General features: G+C 69.6%; 14 protein-coding genes and 1 pseudogene. 13 read left to right on the forward strand and 2 right to left on the reverse strand.

Going from position 1 to position 15753, the window contains the following annotated elements; genetic code table 11:
• The first annotated feature begins 59 nt into the window (after window positions 1–59).
• Together B2284_RS13160 and B2284_RS13165 are read left to right on the forward strand one after the other, a co-directional pair.
• A complete protein-coding gene (locus B2284_RS13160; protein WP_074039661.1) occupies window positions 60–692 on the forward strand; it encodes a TetR/AcrR family transcriptional regulator in 633 nt (210 codons plus the stop codon).
• A 162-nt stretch (window positions 693–854) separates the two neighbouring features.
• The gene (locus B2284_RS13165; protein WP_286697619.1) at window positions 855–3458 is read left to right on the forward strand and encodes an MMPL family transporter; all 2604 of its coding nucleotides are present in this window, start codon (window positions 855–857) and stop codon (window positions 3456–3458) included.
• Window positions 3459–3612: 154 nt separating this feature from the next.
• Here the strand turns inward: B2284_RS13165 and B2284_RS13170 are convergent, their stop codons facing one another.
• Window positions 3613–4353 (reverse strand): SDR family NAD(P)-dependent oxidoreductase, encoded by a 741-nt coding sequence (locus tag B2284_RS13170; RefSeq protein ID WP_286697620.1) that lies wholly within the window; start codon window positions 4351–4353, stop codon window positions 3613–3615.
• Between the two features lie 152 nt (window positions 4354–4505).
• On the opposite strand from B2284_RS13170, the gene bioB reads away from it, so the two are divergent.
• The 3 genes from bioB (at window position 4506) to B2284_RS13185 (ending at window position 7398) form a co-directional block, all read left to right on the forward strand.
• Entirely contained in the window at window positions 4506–5543 is a 1038-nt protein-coding gene (bioB, locus tag B2284_RS13175) for a biotin synthase BioB (RefSeq protein WP_286697621.1), read from the forward strand.
• A gap of 26 nt (window positions 5544–5569) precedes the next feature.
• Complete coding sequence (gene bsaP, locus B2284_RS13180; RefSeq protein WP_241725207.1) at window positions 5570–5872, forward strand: biotin synthase auxiliary protein BsaP; 303 nt, start codon at window positions 5570–5572, stop codon at window positions 5870–5872.
• 122 nt (window positions 5873–5994) lie between these two features.
• Window positions 5995–7398: a M1 family aminopeptidase gene (locus B2284_RS13185; RefSeq protein ID WP_286697622.1), complete on the forward strand. Its 1404-nt coding sequence runs from the start codon at window positions 5995–5997 to the stop codon at window positions 7396–7398.
• A gap of 7 nt (window positions 7399–7405) precedes the next feature.
• On the opposite strand, the gene B2284_RS13190 is transcribed toward B2284_RS13185, so the two are convergent.
• Window positions 7406–7816: a hypothetical protein gene (locus B2284_RS13190; protein WP_286697623.1), complete on the reverse strand. Its 411-nt coding sequence runs from the start codon at window positions 7814–7816 to the stop codon at window positions 7406–7408.
• Between the two features lie 147 nt (window positions 7817–7963).
• Between B2284_RS13190 and B2284_RS13195 the strand changes: the two genes are divergently transcribed.
• The 8 genes and pseudogenes from B2284_RS13195 to B2284_RS13230 form a co-directional block, all read left to right on the forward strand.
• Window positions 7964–9331: an adenosylmethionine--8-amino-7-oxononanoate transaminase gene (locus B2284_RS13195; RefSeq protein WP_286697624.1), complete on the forward strand. Its 1368-nt coding sequence runs from the start codon at window positions 7964–7966 to the stop codon at window positions 9329–9331.
• The gene (locus B2284_RS13200; RefSeq protein ID WP_286697625.1) at window positions 9328–10662 is read left to right on the forward strand and encodes an 8-amino-7-oxononanoate synthase; all 1335 of its coding nucleotides are present in this window, start codon (window positions 9328–9330) and stop codon (window positions 10660–10662) included. Before B2284_RS13195 ends, B2284_RS13200 begins: the two co-directional genes overlap by 4 nt.
• Window positions 10659–11381, forward strand: coding sequence for a dethiobiotin synthase (gene bioD / locus B2284_RS13205; RefSeq protein WP_286697626.1), 723 nt, complete (start codon window positions 10659–10661; stop codon window positions 11379–11381). The genes B2284_RS13200 and bioD overlap by 4 nt, the downstream gene beginning before the upstream one ends.
• Window positions 11381–12508 (forward strand): galactose-1-phosphate uridylyltransferase, encoded by a 1128-nt coding sequence (galT, locus tag B2284_RS13210; RefSeq protein ID WP_286697627.1) that lies wholly within the window; start codon window positions 11381–11383, stop codon window positions 12506–12508. Before bioD ends, galT begins: the two co-directional genes overlap by 1 nt.
• On the forward strand, window positions 12505–13710 hold the full coding sequence (gene galK, locus B2284_RS13215; protein WP_286697628.1) for a galactokinase: 1206 nt from the start codon (window positions 12505–12507) through the stop codon (window positions 13708–13710). Before galT ends, galK begins: the two co-directional genes overlap by 4 nt.
• Before the next feature lie 370 nt (window positions 13711–14080).
• Window positions 14081–14869, forward strand: a complete 789-nt coding sequence (locus B2284_RS13220) for a VOC family protein (RefSeq protein WP_062256756.1) — start codon at window positions 14081–14083, stop codon at window positions 14867–14869.
• 91 nt (window positions 14870–14960) lie between these two features.
• Complete coding sequence (locus B2284_RS13225; protein WP_156444922.1) at window positions 14961–15440, forward strand: hypothetical protein; 480 nt, start codon at window positions 14961–14963, stop codon at window positions 15438–15440.
• 56 nt (window positions 15441–15496) lie between these two features.
• Window positions 15497–15753 (forward strand): annotated as a pseudogene (locus B2284_RS13230) (adenylosuccinate lyase); the annotation flags it as partial.

Here is a 15753-nt window from a genome sequence, read left to right on the forward strand (position 1 = left end):
GCGACGAAAGTGCAACATTGCACTGCTGAAGATTTCAGTGCAACAGCCGAAGGGGGCCCGTGCACACCACAGCCTGCACCCAGCCCGCGTCTCGCACGGCGCGCGCGATGCGGCGTCTCGTCGAGATCCAGGAGGCCGCCGCAACCCTCGTCATCGAGCGGGGTTATGACGGTTTCACGATGGACGAATTGGCCGAACGCGTCGGCGTCAGCCGCCGCACCCTGTTCAATCACGTCCCGGACAAGGCCTCGGCCGTTCTCGGCCCGTTCGACGAGAACAACCCGCGCCCCGGGGCGCTCGAACTGTTCCTCGAGAAGCAGCCCCACGGCCGACTCGTCGACGATCTCGTCCACGCCATCGACACCGTCATCGCCTCCGCCGACGACCTGGACGCCACGAGCCCCGGACACCGCGCCCTCGTCAATCGGGCGATCATGTCCGACGCGAAGGTGATGCAACTCGTCGCCCACCGCTTCGAGGTCGTCGCCGCCATGCTGCGTGACGCCATCGCCCAGCGGGAGGGGTGGGAGCCGTCAGATCTGCGGGCCCGCGTCCTCGCCACGACGATGCTGAGTATGCTCAAGCTGACGCTCGAGGATTTCGCGGGCGGCCAGGACGCTCCGCCGATCGACTTCACGACCCGATTCCACGAGGTGCTCGCAGCCGCCGTCGAGGTGCACGAAGAGCACTGAGGCAGCGACGCCCGCCCTCTCAGACCCCCATCAGCCCTTGTCCGCGAGCCCGCCCGATCGGCCCACGTTCACCACCCGTCTCGCACCACCGTCTCATCACCACCGTCTCGACGCACTGCGTCGCGCATCCTTCGTCCACCCGCCACTCGCAAGGAGATCTTCGTGGCAAACATCCTCTACCGCCTCGGGCGGACGGCTTACAAGAAGTGGCCGTTCTTCCTCGTCGGCTGGCTCATCGCGATCCTCGCGGTCGGTGGTTTCGCCGCCGCCAAGAGCAAGCCGATGTCCAGCGAGTTCACCATCCCCGGCATCCCGTCGCTCGAGGCGGCCGAGATGCAGAAGGAGCTCTTCCCCGACGCCAAGGCTGCCGACAAGCAGGTCAACGGCCAGATCGTCCTGAAGGCGCCGGCGGGCCACACGCTCTCCGAGCAGCCGTACAAGGGCCAGATCGACGCGCTCGTCAAGAAGTTGCAGAGCGCACCGCAGATGCCGAAGGGCGCTGAGGCGCAGACCATCGCGAACCCCGTCGTCGCCGCGCAGATGCAGAGCAAGCAGCTCGTCGCGCAGTCGATGAAGCAGGGCATGACGAAGGAGCAGGCCGAGGCGAACGCCCAGGCCCTGTCGCCGCTGTCGAAGGACGGGCGCATCGGCACGATCTCGTGGAACTTCGATGTCGAGAACGTCATGGACATCAAGCAGGACACGCAGAAGCAGATCCGTTCGGATGCCGCGGCCGAGGCGAAGAACGGTCTGACGATCGTCGCCGGCGGTCAGGGCATGCAGGAGATGATGCAGCCCGGCGGCACCTCGGAGCTCATCGGCATCGCCGTCGCGCTCGTCGTCCTCGTCATCACGTTCGGTTCGTTCGTCGCGGCGGGCATGCCGATCCTCAACGCCGTCATCGGGCTGCTGCTGGGCACTCTCGGCATCACGGGTGCGACGTACTTCTTCGACCTGCCGGAGACGACGACGGCGCTCGCGTCGATGATCGGTCTCGCCGTCGGCATCGACTACGCGCTGTTCATCCTGTCGCGTTACCGCAGCGAGCTGCGGCACGTCGACCGGACGAAGAACGACGAGCGTGCCCACGCGATGGGTCGTGCCCTCGGGACGGCCGGCTCGGCCGTCGTGTTCGCCGGTCTCACCGTCCTCATCGCGCTGTCCGCATTCTCGGTGCTCGGCATCGGCATGCTGACGGCGATGGGTCTCGGCGCCGCGGGCACCGTCTTCGTCGCCGTCATGGTCAGCCTGACGCTGCTGCCCGCTCTCATGGGCATGCTCAAGGGCAAGGCGTTCGGTGGGCGGGTGCGCAAGGACACGACCGCCGACGACTCCGACCACGACTTCGTCAACGGTTCGGTCCGACTCGGTCGCGGCATCCGCAAGGCTCCGTGGGCCGTCGCGCTCGGCGTCGTCGCCCTTCTGGGCGTGCTCGCGGCACCCGTGAGCAACCTGCACCTCGGCCTGCCCTCCGACGCCACGGCGGAGAAGAACACCGAGGCGCGTCAGAGCGCCGACCTGCTCGCCGAGGGCTTCGGCCCGGGCAAGAACGCCCCGATGATCGCCGTACTCGACGGACGTGACATCAAGGTCTCCGGCACGGACGCCGCGGCGCAGAAGGAACTCGCCGGCAAGCAGATGCAGGCGTACGGCAAGGTCGTGCAGTGGGCGTCGAAGGAGGACGACGTCGCCAACGCGCAGATCGTCCAGATGGCGAAGAAGGGTGACGGCGCCGTCGTCATGATCACGCCGAAGACGGGCCCCGCCGACAAGAAGACCGACGACCTGCTGACGCGCCTGCGCGACGGTCAGGCCGACATCGAGAAGTCGAGCAACGTCAAGGTCGGCATCACCGGCCAGACGGCGATCGCCGCAGACGTGTCGGAGAAGCTCAACGACGCGCTCGCGCCGTACCTCGCCATCGTCGTCGGGCTCGCGTTCGTCCTGCTCGTGCTCGTGTTCCGTTCGATCGTCGTGCCGCTGCTCGCGACGCTGGGCTTCCTCGCCTCGATCCTCGCGACGCTCGGCGTGACGGTGAAGCTCGTCCAGGACGGCACGTTCGGCTGGTTCGACCCGCAGCCCATCATGAGCTTCATGCCGACGCTGCTCATCGGCATCGTGTTCGGCCTCGCGATGGACTACCAGGTCTTCCTCACCACGCGCATGCGTGAGGCGTACGCCCACGGCATGGACGCACGCGACGCCGTCATCGACGGTTTCCGCCACTCGGGCCGCGTCGTCGTCGCCGCCGCGCTCATCATGATCTCGGTGTTCGCCGCGTTCGCCTCGCAGGACAACGCGCTCATCAAGACGATCGGTGTGTCGCTCGCGACGGCCGTCTTCCTCGACGCGTTCCTCGTGCGCATGATCCTCATCCCGGCCGTCATGCTCATGCTGGGCAAGCACGCCTGGTGGATCCCGAAGTGGCTCGACAAGATCATGCCCAACGTCGACGTCGAAGGTGAGAGCCTCAAGCAGCACGGTGCGCGCCCCGGCTCGCCCGAGCACGCTGCAGAACGCGCAGCCGCCGGCACGACCGGTGCGGCTGCCGGCTCGGCCGCCTCGTTCGACGCTGCGGGGACGGAGACGGCGGGCACGTCGGGCACGACGACGACGGACGCGGACGCCTCGGAGCACGCGGCCACGACGCCCGGTCTGCACGGCGCGACGCCGGCGAGCATCGTCGAGGAACTCTTCGCCGGTGAGAGCCACTCGACGCCGAAGCACCTCGCCCGCGACGACGAGGACCGCCCGCGTACGAGCTGAGCGTCAGACACCCGGCCGGCTGAGCGCTGACCGACGAAGCGGGCCCCGCGACCATCTGGTCTCGGAGCCCGCTTCGTCGTGTCAGGAGCTTTCGTCCGTGAGGGGCCTGGTCCGTTGAGCGCTGCGTCCGTCAGGGGTTTCGTCCGTCAGCGGTTCAGACGCGCGGCAGGTCGACGCCCGTCGTCGCAGCCGCGAGGGCCCACACGGATGCGGCGAGGGTCGGGCCCTTGGCGCTGCGGTACACCGGCACCTCGGCGGCCTCTCCGGTCATGCCGGTGCGGCTCTTCGGGCCGTATAACGCGCCGTTCCGGGCCGCCGGGTCGGTGGCGGCCATGAGTTCGGGGCCGGCGCCCTGGACGGCGTCCATGCTCGGCAGCACGTCGAGGTCCATGATGCGCGTCATCATCGTCGTGCGTCCGGAACCGAGCGCGGCGCCGGCGCTCTGCAGGTTGGTCTTCGTGTAGCCGGGGTGCGCGATGGTGGAAAGGAGCCTCCAGCCGCGCCCCTGCGACACGCGGGCGAGATGCAGGCCCATGAGCAGGTCGGCGAGCTTCGACTGGCCGTACGCGCGCCACGAGGAGTACTTCTTCTCCCACTCGAGGTCGGCGAAGTTGATCGACGCCGCCTGCGCGGCGATGCTCGACATCGTCGTGACACGCGGCGCGCGCCCCTCCAGCAGCGTCGGCAAGAGCAGGTTCGTCAGGACGAACGGGCCGAGGAAGTTGCTGCCCCACTGCAGTTCGTGGCCGTCCTTCGTCACCGTGCGCTCCGGGGGCGTCATGACGCCGGCGTTGTTGACGAGGACGTCGAGCCCCTTGCCGTCGCTGCGGATCTCGTCGGCGAGGGCGTGGGCCGAAACGTCGAGGCGGCGCTTCGTCGCGTGGTGAAACCCCACCCGCTCGGGTGGGTATGCCCACGGCCGCCCGGGATGCGGGAGGCGCGGCGGGCCCGCGTGCCCTGCTCCTGACGGGGCAAGGCATTCAACACCTACTCGCCGGTTCGGGACCGGCCCCCAATTCTCGGTTAATGGTCGTTAACCTAGGCCGCATGACTATCACCGACGCACCGCTCACGCAGGCTCCCACGTCCGACGAGGACGTTCTGGCGCGCGCTAGCCGCATCGTGCTCGAGGAGGGCAAGCCGCTCGGCTACGACGACCTCGTCGAGGTGCTGCGCACAGGTGACGATCGCCTCGAGGAGCTGCTGCAGCTCGCCCATGAGGTGCGCCTGAAGTACAACGGTGACGAGGTCGAGGTCGAGGGCATCGTCTCCCTCAAGACGGGCGGCTGCCCCGAGGACTGCCACTTCTGCTCACAGTCGGGGCAGTTCACGTCGCCGGTACGTTCGGTGTGGCTCAACATTCCGCAGCTCGTGCGCGCCGCGAAGCAGACGCGCGAGACGGGCGCGTCGGAGTTCTGCATCGTCGCCGCCGTGCGCGGGCCGGACGCGAAGCTCATGGAGCAGATGCGCGAGGGCGTCAAGGCGATCCACGACGAGGTCGACATCCAGGTCGCCGCGTCTCTCGGCATGTTGACGCAGGAGCAGGTCGACGACCTGCGCGACATGGGTGTGCACCGCTACAACCACAACCTCGAGGCCGCGAAGTCGTACTTCCCCGACGTCGTCACGACGCACACGTACGAGGAGCGCTGGGAGACGTGCACGATGGTCAAGGCCAGCGGCATGGAACTGTGCTGCGGTGGTCTCGTCGGCATGGGTGAGACGCTCGAGCAGCGCGCAGAACTCGCGTCGCAGCTCGCCGAGCTCGAGCCGCACGAGGTGCCGCTCAACTTCCTCAACCCGCGCCCCGGCACGCCGTTCGGCGACATCGAGCCGATGGAGTCCAACGACGCGCTGCGCACGATCGCCGCGTTCCGTCTCGCACTGCCGCGCACGATCCTGCGCTACGCGGGCGGCCGCGAGCTGACGCTCGGTGACCTCGGCACGCGTGACGGGCTCATGGGCGGCATCAACGCCGTCATCGTCGGCAACTACCTGACGACGCTCGGGCGCGACCCGAAGGAAGACCTGTCGTTGCTCGGCGAGCTCAACATGCCGATCAAGGCCCTCAACGCGACGCTCTGACGCGCCCTGCACGAGAGATGACGACGATGAGTGACGCGACGCTGCCGGGCCGCGACCAGGGTGCGGTCGTGGGGGGCCCGGCTGTGCGTGGGCGGGGTTCGCAGGTCGCGGCGGCGGGCAACTCGGGTGATGAGCCCGCGTTCTGCACGCGGTGCGGGTTGGCGCCCGAGGCGGCCGACCACGCGACGTGCGCTCGGTGGCTCGCCTCGGAAGAGCCGCCGCGCTTCTGCGCGCAGTGCGCGCGGCGCATGAAGGTGCAGATCATCCCGACGGGATGGTCGGCCGAGTGCTCCCGTCACGGCTCGATCAGTGGCGGCGCCGGCGTCTGACCGCGCGTGGCTGGCAGACGCGACGTCGTGAGCGACGTCGGGGGTGACCCGAGTCACATCTGAACGTATCCTGAGGGTTCAGGCATCGACAGGGGTCGAGGCCAATGTCGCGAGGGGGAACGATGCCCGAATTGACCTGTTCACACGTCAGCCGCCGGAATGCCCTCTTAGGCGGCGCGGGCGCCGCGGCCCTGGGCTGTGTCGCCGCTTCGACGACGTCAGCACTGGCCGACACCACAGACCCTTCGTACCCGCGCTTCGGCGACAGCCGCTACCGCGTGCTGCACTACCAGATCGGTGACACGATCCTCACCGGCAGCTCGCCGCGGCTCTTCGGTTCGACGACGATGACGTGCGTCGCTGCGCGATCGATGACGAACCTCTTCGTCGACTTCCAGCACACACCGAACGTCGTGTCGATCAACGGCAAGGCCGTGCGATTCTCCAGGACGTCCAGCGTCGCCACGACGTACGGCGACCAGGGCGGGCATCGCCGATTCACCGTCAGCGGCTTCTCGCTGCCGGCGGGAGCGCGATTCACGCTCAAGGTCGGCTACAACGTCTCCGCCGACGCGAACCGCACCGCCTCGCTGTTGAGCGCCGGGGCGTACTTCGTCGTCGCCGGCGAGCCGATCGCCGCCACGCACTGGTTCCCGTGCAACGACCGGCTCGACGTGAAATCGACCTACGGCGTCAGCATCTCGACCCAGCGGGCCAACCGGGTCATGCTGGCGAGGCCGACCTCACAGACGTTCTACACCTCGGGCCGCACCGCGATGACGAACATTCGCTTCGCTGTCGCCGAACCCAGCGCCACCTACCAACTCGGCCTCGCCGTCGGGCCGTTCAGCGTCACCTCGGGTACGTGGTCGATCGGCGGGCGTGACGTTCCCTACGGCGTGGCGGCACAGCCGGGGCTCACGAAATCGACCCTGCTCGATCACACCCCGCGGGCCTTGTCGTACTTCGCGGCGCGCTACGGCAGCTTCCCCTTCTCGCACGCAGGCGGGGTCTTGGTCAAAGATATTGGTGTGGGCGCTCAGGAGACCGTCGGCGGACCGACCTACGACGCGTCCTGCAACACAGCCGCGTTCGTCGCCCACGAGAATGCGCACATGTGGTTCGGCAACAGCGTGACCGCGGCGAGTTGGGCGGACGTCGTGTTGATCCAGGAGGGCCTGGCGCAGCTCCTGGAATGGGACTATGTACAGATGTTGCGTGCCACGTCAGGCACCTCCGCCGCGATGTGGGCTCCCCTGCTGACGCCGCCCACGACCTGGCGCGTGCCGACCCACATGAAGGTGCAGAAGCTGACGTATCAGTACGCGGGTGGCCTCATGCGGGAGCTGCGCCGTGAGATGGACGGCTCGATCGAGCAGGCGCGCGCACCGCGCTTCACGGCATTCCTGCGCACGTTGGCCACGGGCCACGCCCACTCGAGCATCACCCGCGCCCAGTTCAAGGCCGAGGCGCAGAAGGCCGCGGGCAAGGATCTCAGCGGTTTCCTTCGTCGCTACGGCATCTGATCTGCAACTACTCGGGCCGCGCGGCATCCGTCGTCCCGACGGTGGGATCCACGACGGACGAAGACGCGGCGGCTCGTCGCGCCTTCGCCCAGCACACCCATGCGCCGAGGCACACCATGATGATGGCGACGAGGTGCACGATCACGGCGGCGATGTCGCTGAACGGCGCAACCAGGATGACGAGAACGGCGAGCACCCCCACGATGAGCGCGTAACGCATCATGAAGGGCGCGGCGGCGCGGTTGGCGTCGAGCAACGCCTCAGGGGTGCGTGCAACGCCGCGCGGGCGCAGCGCGAGCCTGCCGCCGAAGGGCAGCGTGCCCGACGTGATCGAGCGTGCGAGCCACGCCGTCATTGCTGCGATGGCGGCGAGGACGCAGGCGCCGATCATGGCGGTCACCGCGAGATCCGTGATCATGGCCTCACAGTAGCGAGAACGGCCGACAACCGCGGAAGGACGCGGTTGTCGGCGCTCGATCCTAGGGTGAGACGCATCACGCCGCCCGCGCTCGAGGCCGCCTTCCGGACTCGCGGGTAACCGGGCGTGGGATGAGAGGATGCGGCCATGACCACGGACGTCGACGCGCTGCTCACCCTCGACGCCGCCCACGTGTGGCACCCCTACGCGAGTGCCACGGCAGGAGCACCGCCCCACGTCGTCGAGTCCGCCTCCGGCGTGCGGCTGCGTCTCGTCAAGGCCGACGGAACGCGCCGCGACGTCATCGACGCGATGAGCTCGTGGTGGTGCGCCGTGCACGGTTACGGCGTTCCAGAGCTCGACGCGGCTGCCACGGGGCAGCTACAGCGCATGTCGCACGTCATGTTCGGCGGGCTGACGCACGAACCCGCGATCCGGCTCGCCGAGCGCCTCGTCGCGATGGCGCCGCACCCACAGCCGGAACGTGCGGCGTTGAACCGAGTGTTCCTCGCCGATTCGGGCTCCGTCAGCGTCGAGGTGGCAATGAAGATGGCGCTGCAGTGCTTCGCCGCCGACGACCGGCCACGGCGTCGCATCCTCACCGTCCGCGGCGGCTACCACGGCGACACGTTGCACCCGATGAGCGTCTGCGACCCCGACGGCGGCATGCACACGCTCTGGCGCGGCACGCTGCCCGAGCAGATCTTCGCGCCGCTGCCGCCCGCACCCGCGGACCCGTCGTCCGGCCTCGTCGCTGACGCGGGCGAGATGGCCGCGTGGAAGGACGAGACCGCGCGCTTGTTCGCCGAGCACGCCGACGACATCGCCGCCGTCATCCTCGAACCCCTGCTGCAGGGCGCCGGCGGCATGCGGATCCACGACCCGGAGTGCGTGCGATTCCTCGCCGAACTCGCCCGTGAGCACGGGGCGCTCGTCATCTTCGACGAGATCGCCACCGGTTTCGGACGCACCGGCACCCTCTGGGCGGCCGAACGCGTCGGCGTCACACCCGACATCATGTGCGTCGGCAAGGCGTTGACCGGTGGGTACCTGACCCTCGCCGCAACGCTGTGCAGCGACGAGGTGGCCCAGCGCATCAGCGATCGCACGGGCGCTGTCATGCACGGCCCGACATTCATGGGTAACCCCCTCGCGTGCACCGTCGCGCTTGCGAGCCTCGACCTGCTCGACGCCGAACGCCTCACGCGCGCAGCACAGTTCGAGGGCGCCCTCGAGGCCGGGCTCGGCCCGCTGCGCAGCATCGCGGGTGTGAAGGACGTCCGCGTCATCGGTGCGGTCGGCGTCGTCGAGTTGGAGGGCGACGTCGACATGACGCGCGCTACTGAGGCGGCATTGGCCGAAGGCGTCTGGATCCGCCCGTTCCGGGGCCTCATCTACACGATGCCGCCGTACGTGTGCACCGACGATGATCTCGCGACGATCTTGCGCGGCGTCACGGCCGCAGTGCGGGCGAGCGTCGACGCCGGCTGCCGAGCTAGCGAGCAGTCGCGATGAGCAAGCCTGACGGAATGGAGCCCGAAGCCTCGACGGACGGCGCAGCCGTGCCACGCGGGGGCCTTGACGCGGGCGCCTCAGCCCCAGCGGATGCGACCGTCCGCGGCGGTCAGGTCGATCAGTACGCCGTCTTCCTGCGCGACGCCGCTCGGCGCCGCGAAGAGCTGGGCCTCACCCGCACGGCCGTCGACGACCAGCTCGACGGCGTCCGCATCGACCTCGCCGGCAACGACTACCTCGCGCTGCGGCGACACCCTGACGTCATCGCCGCAGCCGTCGCCGCGCTCCAGGACGACGGTGCGGGCGCCGGTGCGAGCCGCCTCGTGACGGGCACGCATGCCTCGCACGTCGCACTCGAACGCGGACTCGCCGCGCACCTGGGGCATGAGGCCGCACTCGTGTTCTCCACGGGCTATCACGCCAATCTCTCTCTCATGACGGCCCTCGGCACACCCGACACCGTCATCATCAGCGACGCGCACAACCACGCGAGCCTCATCGACGGGATGAGGCTCGCGAAGGCGCGCGTCGCCGTCACTCCGCACCTCGACGTGGCCGCGGTCCGCGACAAGCTCGTCGAACGCACCGAACCGCGCGCGGTCATCGTCGTCGAGTCGATCTTCTCGGTTCTCGGGGATGCTGCCCCGCTGCGCGAACTGCTCGACCTCGCGATCGAGCACGATGCGCTCCTGGTCGTCGACGAGGCACATGGCCTCGGAGTCGTCGGCGGGCGGGGCGAAGGCCTTGTGCGGGCGCTCGGCCTGCTCGATCGCCCGGGCCGCGAGCGCATCATCACGACTGTGACGTTGTCGAAATCCCTCGCGGCCCAGGGCGGCGCGGTGCTCGGCTCGGCCGCGCTGCGCGAGCATCTCGTCAACACGGCGCGCCCGTTCATCTTCGACACCGGCCTGGCTCCCGCGTCTGCCGGAGCGGCCCTGGGTGCTCTGCGGCGCCTCGTCGCACGACCCGAACTCGCCGCACGCACCCGCGAGGTCGCAGCACGACTGGCCGACATCGTCGGCGTCGAGGTGCCTGCGGGCGCCGTCCTCAGCGTTCCCATGCCGTCGCCGCGCAGTGCCGTGTCCGCCGTCGACGCTGCCCGACGAGGGGGCCTGCGCATCGGCTGCTTCCGCCCACCGAGCACACCCGACGGCATCTCGCGCCTACGCCTGACGGCCAACGCCGGTATCACTGACGACGACCTCGCCGACGTCGAACGCATCATGCACGGCGTGCTTCGCGAGACGTCGCACGAACGAGCCGGCAGCTCGGAGTCGCCGCGACCTGCTGCCAGCCCGCCCGCTTCCCCACCTCTCGAGGAGATCGCATGACCGCGCCCATCCTGCTCGTCACCGGCACCGACACCGAGGTCGGCAAGACGGTGACGACGGCCGCCATCGCCGCGGCTCTCATCGCTCAGGGCATGCACGTGGCCGTCGTCAAACCCACGCAGACGGGTCTCGCGCCGGGCGAGGCCGGCGACGTCGACGAGGTGGCGCGTCTTGTCGGTGATCTGGGTGGCGACGACGCGGCCACGGGCTCGCTCACGACGCACGAGTTCGTCCGGCTGCCCGACCCGCTCGCCCCCGATTCCGCAGCTCGGCTGGCCCGGGTGACGCTGCCGACGGTCGCCGAGCACGCCCGTCGCGTCCTCGAGATCGCCGAGAGGGACGACGTCGACACCGTCATCGTCGAAGGTGCCGGGGGGCTGCTCGTGCACCTCGACGGCGAGGGCAACACCCTGGCCGACCTTGGAATCGCGTTGCGCGACGCCGGCGCTCGCGCCGGTTTCGTCCTCGTCGTCGCCTCGCGCCTCGGCACCCTCAACGTCACGGCGCTGACCGCCGAGGCCCTCGCTCGCCGCGAGCTCGACCTCATCGGGTACGTCGTCGGCAGCTACCCGAGCGAGCCCGATCTCGCCGAGCGCACCAACATCGACGACCTGCCCACCGCGGCCGGCGCCCAGCCCCTCGGCCGCATCCCGACCGGCGCGGCTAGCCTGGAGCCTGCCGAATTCCGCACGCACGCAACAGAATGGGTGCATCTGTGATGTTCCGAACCGACGGCCGTCTCGCTGACGGCCGCACGATCCGCTGGTACGACCGCACCGCGGGCCGTGAGCCGAGCCCCGACACCCGCGACCTGCCGACGACGACCCCGATGTCGCAGATCCGTCGCGATCCACTGACCGGCGAACGGATCGTGCTCGCCGCGCACCGGCAGAACCGCACGTTCATGCCGCCCGCCGACGAGTGCCCCCTGTGCCCCAGTCGCGACGGATACGCGAGCGAGGTGCCGTCCGGCTCGTACGAGGTCGCCGTGTTCGACAACCGCTTCCCGGCACTGTCGGACGCGGTCGTCGACGTCCCGACCGAGGACGACCCGCTGTTCGCCTCGGCTCCCGCGCACGGCGCGTGTGAGGTGGTGTGCTTCAGCGAGCGACACGACGCGTCGTTCAAGGATCTCGGCCTCGAGCAGGCGCGCCTCGTCGTCGACGCGTGGGCCGACCGCACGCGCGAACTGTCCGCGCGCGACAGCGTCGAGTACGTCTATCCGTTCGAGAACCGCGGCGTCGAGATCGGGGTGACGCTGCCGCACCCGCACGGGCAGATCTACGCGTTCGGGTTCGTGCCGCCACGCGCGGCGACGGAGTTGGCGCGCGCCCGCGCCCACCATGACGCGACGGGGCGCAACCTGTTCGGCGACGTCATCGCCCGCGAACTCGCCGACGGCGCCCGCATCGTCGCCGAGAACGACACCTGGGTGGCGTTCGTGCCGTTCGCGGCGCGCTGGCCCGTCGAGGTGCACCTGTATCCGCGGACGCAGGTGGCCGACCTTGCGGCCCTCGACGACGCCCAGCGCGACGGGCTCGCGGCGCTGTACCGCGACGTCCTCACCCGCTTCGATGCCCTCTACGACGCGCCGCTGCCGTACATCTCGGCGTGGCAGCAGGCGCCGGCCAAGGCCGATCACCCGGATCGCGAGCTCGCGTGGCTGCACGTCGAGCTGTTCTCGATTCGTCGCAGTGCCGACAAGCTGAAGTACCTCGCCGGCACCGAGTCGGGGCAGGGTGCGTTCAGCAACGACGTCTCCCCCGAAGCTGTCGCACAGCGCCTGCGTGAGGTGGCAGACGCGTTCGACGGCGGCCCAGGCCGCGAAGTGGGTGAGTCGTCATGACGACGCCGACCTCGACGCAGCGTCGCCTGCTCGACGACGCGAGCTCCCTGTTCGATCGCGAGTTCGGCTCGGACGCAGGCGAACCCGACGGTGCGTGGTGGGCGCCGGGCCGCGTCAACATCATCGGTGAGCACACCGACTACAACGGTGGCTACGTCCTACCCATAGCCCTGCCGACGGGTACGGTCGCCGTCGCACGTCGGCGCGACGACGATCTCGTGCGCCTCGCCTCCGAAGGCAAGCGTGTCGAGGTGCGTCTCGGCGAGGTGTCGCGCGAGGCGGGCCTCGGATGGGCGTCCTACGCCGCCGGCGTGGGATGGGCCGCCCGTCGCGACGGCCTCGACGTGCCGGGGCTCGACATCGCGTTCGCGGCCGACGTACCGCGCGGCGCCGGGTTGTCGTCATCGGCGTCATTGAGTTGTGCGACGGCGTCAGCGTGGAACGACCTCGCCGGCTGGGGGCTCGACGGAGCGAGCATCGCCAGGCTCGGGCGCCTCGCCGAGAACGAGATCGCGGGAGCACCGACCGGAACGATGGATCAGCTCGCGTCCGTGCTCTGCGAACCGGGGAACGCGCTGCGACTCGGCACGCTGACGAACGAGACGATGCAGGTGCCGTTCGACCTCGACGACGCGGGCCTCGCGCTGCTCGTCGTCAACTCGCACGCGCCGCACGAGCTCGTCGACGGTGCGTACGGCGAGCGCCGCCGCGCGTGTGAGGAGGCCGCCGACGCCCTGGGCATCGCCCGCGGGCGACTGTGCGCCGAGATCGACGGACGCGACGTCGACGCCGTCGATGCGCGCCTCGCCGGGCTGCCCGACGTGCCGCGCCGCCGCGCGCGCCACGTCATCACCGACTCCGCGCGGGTCCTCGCCGTCGACGCTCTCCTGACCGGTGGCGTGACGCGGGACAAAGCGCCTGACGTCGGGGCGCTGCTCACGGCGTCACACGTCAGCATGCGCGACGATTTCGAGATCACCGTCCCGGCCGTCGACACGCTCGCCGCCGCACTCGTCGCCGGTGGCGCGTACGGCGCACGCATGACGGGCGGGGGTTTCGGCGGGTGCGTCATCGCGCTCGTCGACGTCGAAGGCGTCGATGATGCCGTCGCGGCTGCTCGACGCGCGGCGCACGACGGCGGCTTCCCCGAGCCGGAGCCCTTCGTCGCGCTTGCGAGCGCGGGGGCGCATCGGCTCGTCTGAGCGACCTGGTCGCAGTGACTCGACGATCGGCGGTCCAGGCTGATCGACGGGTGCCACAGGTGCTACCCGTCGCGCCCGTCGCGAACGCAGTTCTCCACGCTCGGCGCACACCGAACGGCGGGGGCCAGCCTCGCGGCGTCGACCGGCGGTGTGCTGCGCGATGGTGTCGAGCCCGTCGACCGAATCCTGAGGTATCTCGGGGCCGGCGTAGGCGAGGCCTGTCGGCGCCTCATGCGCGAGGCGCCGACGCACCGCGGACAAGATGCGATTCCCGGCAGGCCCGGAACCGCGCAGTTATCAGCGTCACGTGATTGGCTGGGAACGTCACCGAGCGAGGCCGGCTGGCCTCACCGCGACCGAAGGAGTCGTCATGCCAACCCGCACCACGAACTGGCCCGCCGGCACGCCCAACTGGGTCGACTGCAGCTTCGACCACATGCACCGAGCGAAGGATTTCTACGCCAAGCTGTTCGGCTGGGAGATCCGCGAGGGCGGTGACGACATGGGCGGCTACGCCGTCGCGCTCAAGCATCACCACGCTGCTGCCGGGCTGGCGCCGCGCATGCAGCCCGACGTTCCGAGCGCGTGGTCCACGTTCTTCGCGAGCGACGACGTCGACGCGACCGCTGGCGCCATCCGCGACGCCGGCGGCCGCACGCTCGTCGAGCCGATGGACGTGCCGAACACAGGACGCATGGCGTTCTTCCAGGATCCCGAGGGGGCCGCGTTCGGTGTCTGGCAGGGCGGCGAGCACCCCGGGTTCGGCATCTTCAACGAGCCCGGTTCCGTGGGCTGGAACGACCTCATGACGCGCGACCTCGAGGGCGCGAAGTCGTTCTACGGCAAGGTTTTCGGCTTCTCCTACGAGGAGATGGGCACCGACTACGTCACGATCAAGCGCGCGAGCGACGGCGAGGTCGTCGCGGGCATGCACCTCGCGACGCAGCTGCCCGACGACGTTCCCGCGAACTGGTTGACGCACTTCGTCGTCGCCGACCGCGACTCCACCGTCGCCACCGTCGAAGAGCTCGACGGCGAGGTGCTCATGAGCTTCGACACCCCGTTCGGGCCGGAGGCGACGATTCGCGGGCCCGAGGGTGAGACCTTCAACGTCATCGCTTTCTCACCCGAGGCCGAGAACGGTCGAGACGCCGAGTGACGAGCGGGTGAGGTAAGCCAGCCCTGACCCAGGAAAATCCCGGGTACTTGTCAGGTCTGCCGGTTACGGACGAGAGCCTTCTCCTAGGTGGATGCGGTTTGCTGTGGGGACACTGCTCCATCCCCCGCGAAGGACCATCATGACGAGCTCCACGCCCGCGAATTCCTCAGCCGCGACGGCACCCACTCGTACGTTCGCAGCACTCGTCGGCGTCGCGTCGCTCGCCGTGCTGCTGCAGGGCCTGTGGGCCGGATTGTTCATGTCGACGCCCGACACCGACCCTGAGAAGACGCCCTGGCTCGAGGTCCATTCGTGGTGCGGGAAGGCCGCCATCGGGTTCGCGCTCCTCGCCACGGTGTGGGCGTTCCTGAAGCTGCGTGAACGCACCGACCTGACCTTCGGCGCGCTGGCGTTGACGGTGCTGTTGATCCTCGAGGCCTATCTCGGGGGGGCTCATCGTGGACGAGGGCAAGGACGTCATGGCCGCCGTCCACGTCCCGCTGGCGATGGCGCTCATGGGCCTGGCGGTGTGGCTCCCGCTGCGGGCCCGAAAGCGCTGACTCCACCGTGAGGACGAGCCTCGGATGCGACACGCGTCCGGGGCTCGTCGTTTGGAACAATGGGTGCATGCACAGCCTCGCCGACACCCAGCCCGCCATCGCCCTCGGAGCCCTCGACGGCCGCTACCGCGGCGCCGTCGCCCCGCTCGTCGACCACCTGTCGGAGGCCGCGCTCAACCGGATGCGCGTCCACGTCGAGGTCGAGTGGCTCATCCACCTCACCGACGCCGGCATTCTCGACGGCGTGCGCGCGCTGGACGACCGCGAGAAGGAGGCGCTGCGCGACGTCGTCGAGGAGTTCGACGGTGACGACATCGCCGAACT

The sequence above is a fragment of the Dermacoccus sp. UBA1591 genome, assembly GCF_002322065.1.
Classification (GTDB): domain Bacteria; phylum Actinomycetota; class Actinomycetes; order Actinomycetales; family Dermatophilaceae; genus Dermacoccus; species Dermacoccus nishinomiyaensis.

Excerpts from the sequence above, each read along its gene's own strand:
- bioB (WP_286697621.1), top strand. The coding sequence starts at position 4,506 with ATGACTATCACCGACGCACCGCTCACGCAGGCTCCCACGTCCGACGAG.
- bsaP (WP_241725207.1), top strand. The coding sequence starts at position 5,570 with ATGAGTGACGCGACGCTGCCGGGCCGCGACCAGGGTGCGGTCGTGGGG.
- B2284_RS13185 (WP_286697622.1), top strand. The coding sequence starts at position 5,995 with ATGCCCGAATTGACCTGTTCACACGTCAGCCGCCGGAATGCCCTCTTA.
- B2284_RS13190 (WP_286697623.1), bottom strand. The coding sequence starts at position 7,816 with ATGATCACGGATCTCGCGGTGACCGCCATGATCGGCGCCTGCGTCCTC.
- B2284_RS13195 (WP_286697624.1), top strand. The coding sequence starts at position 7,964 with ATGACCACGGACGTCGACGCGCTGCTCACCCTCGACGCCGCCCACGTG.
- B2284_RS13200 (WP_286697625.1), top strand. The coding sequence starts at position 9,328 with ATGAGCAAGCCTGACGGAATGGAGCCCGAAGCCTCGACGGACGGCGCA.
- bioD (WP_286697626.1), top strand. The coding sequence starts at position 10,659 with ATGACCGCGCCCATCCTGCTCGTCACCGGCACCGACACCGAGGTCGGC.
- galT (WP_286697627.1), top strand. The coding sequence starts at position 11,381 with ATGTTCCGAACCGACGGCCGTCTCGCTGACGGCCGCACGATCCGCTGG.
- galK (WP_286697628.1), top strand. The coding sequence starts at position 12,505 with ATGACGACGCCGACCTCGACGCAGCGTCGCCTGCTCGACGACGCGAGC.
- B2284_RS13220 (WP_062256756.1), top strand. The coding sequence starts at position 14,081 with ATGCCAACCCGCACCACGAACTGGCCCGCCGGCACGCCCAACTGGGTC.
- B2284_RS13225 (WP_156444922.1), top strand. The coding sequence starts at position 14,961 with ATGCGGTTTGCTGTGGGGACACTGCTCCATCCCCCGCGAAGGACCATC.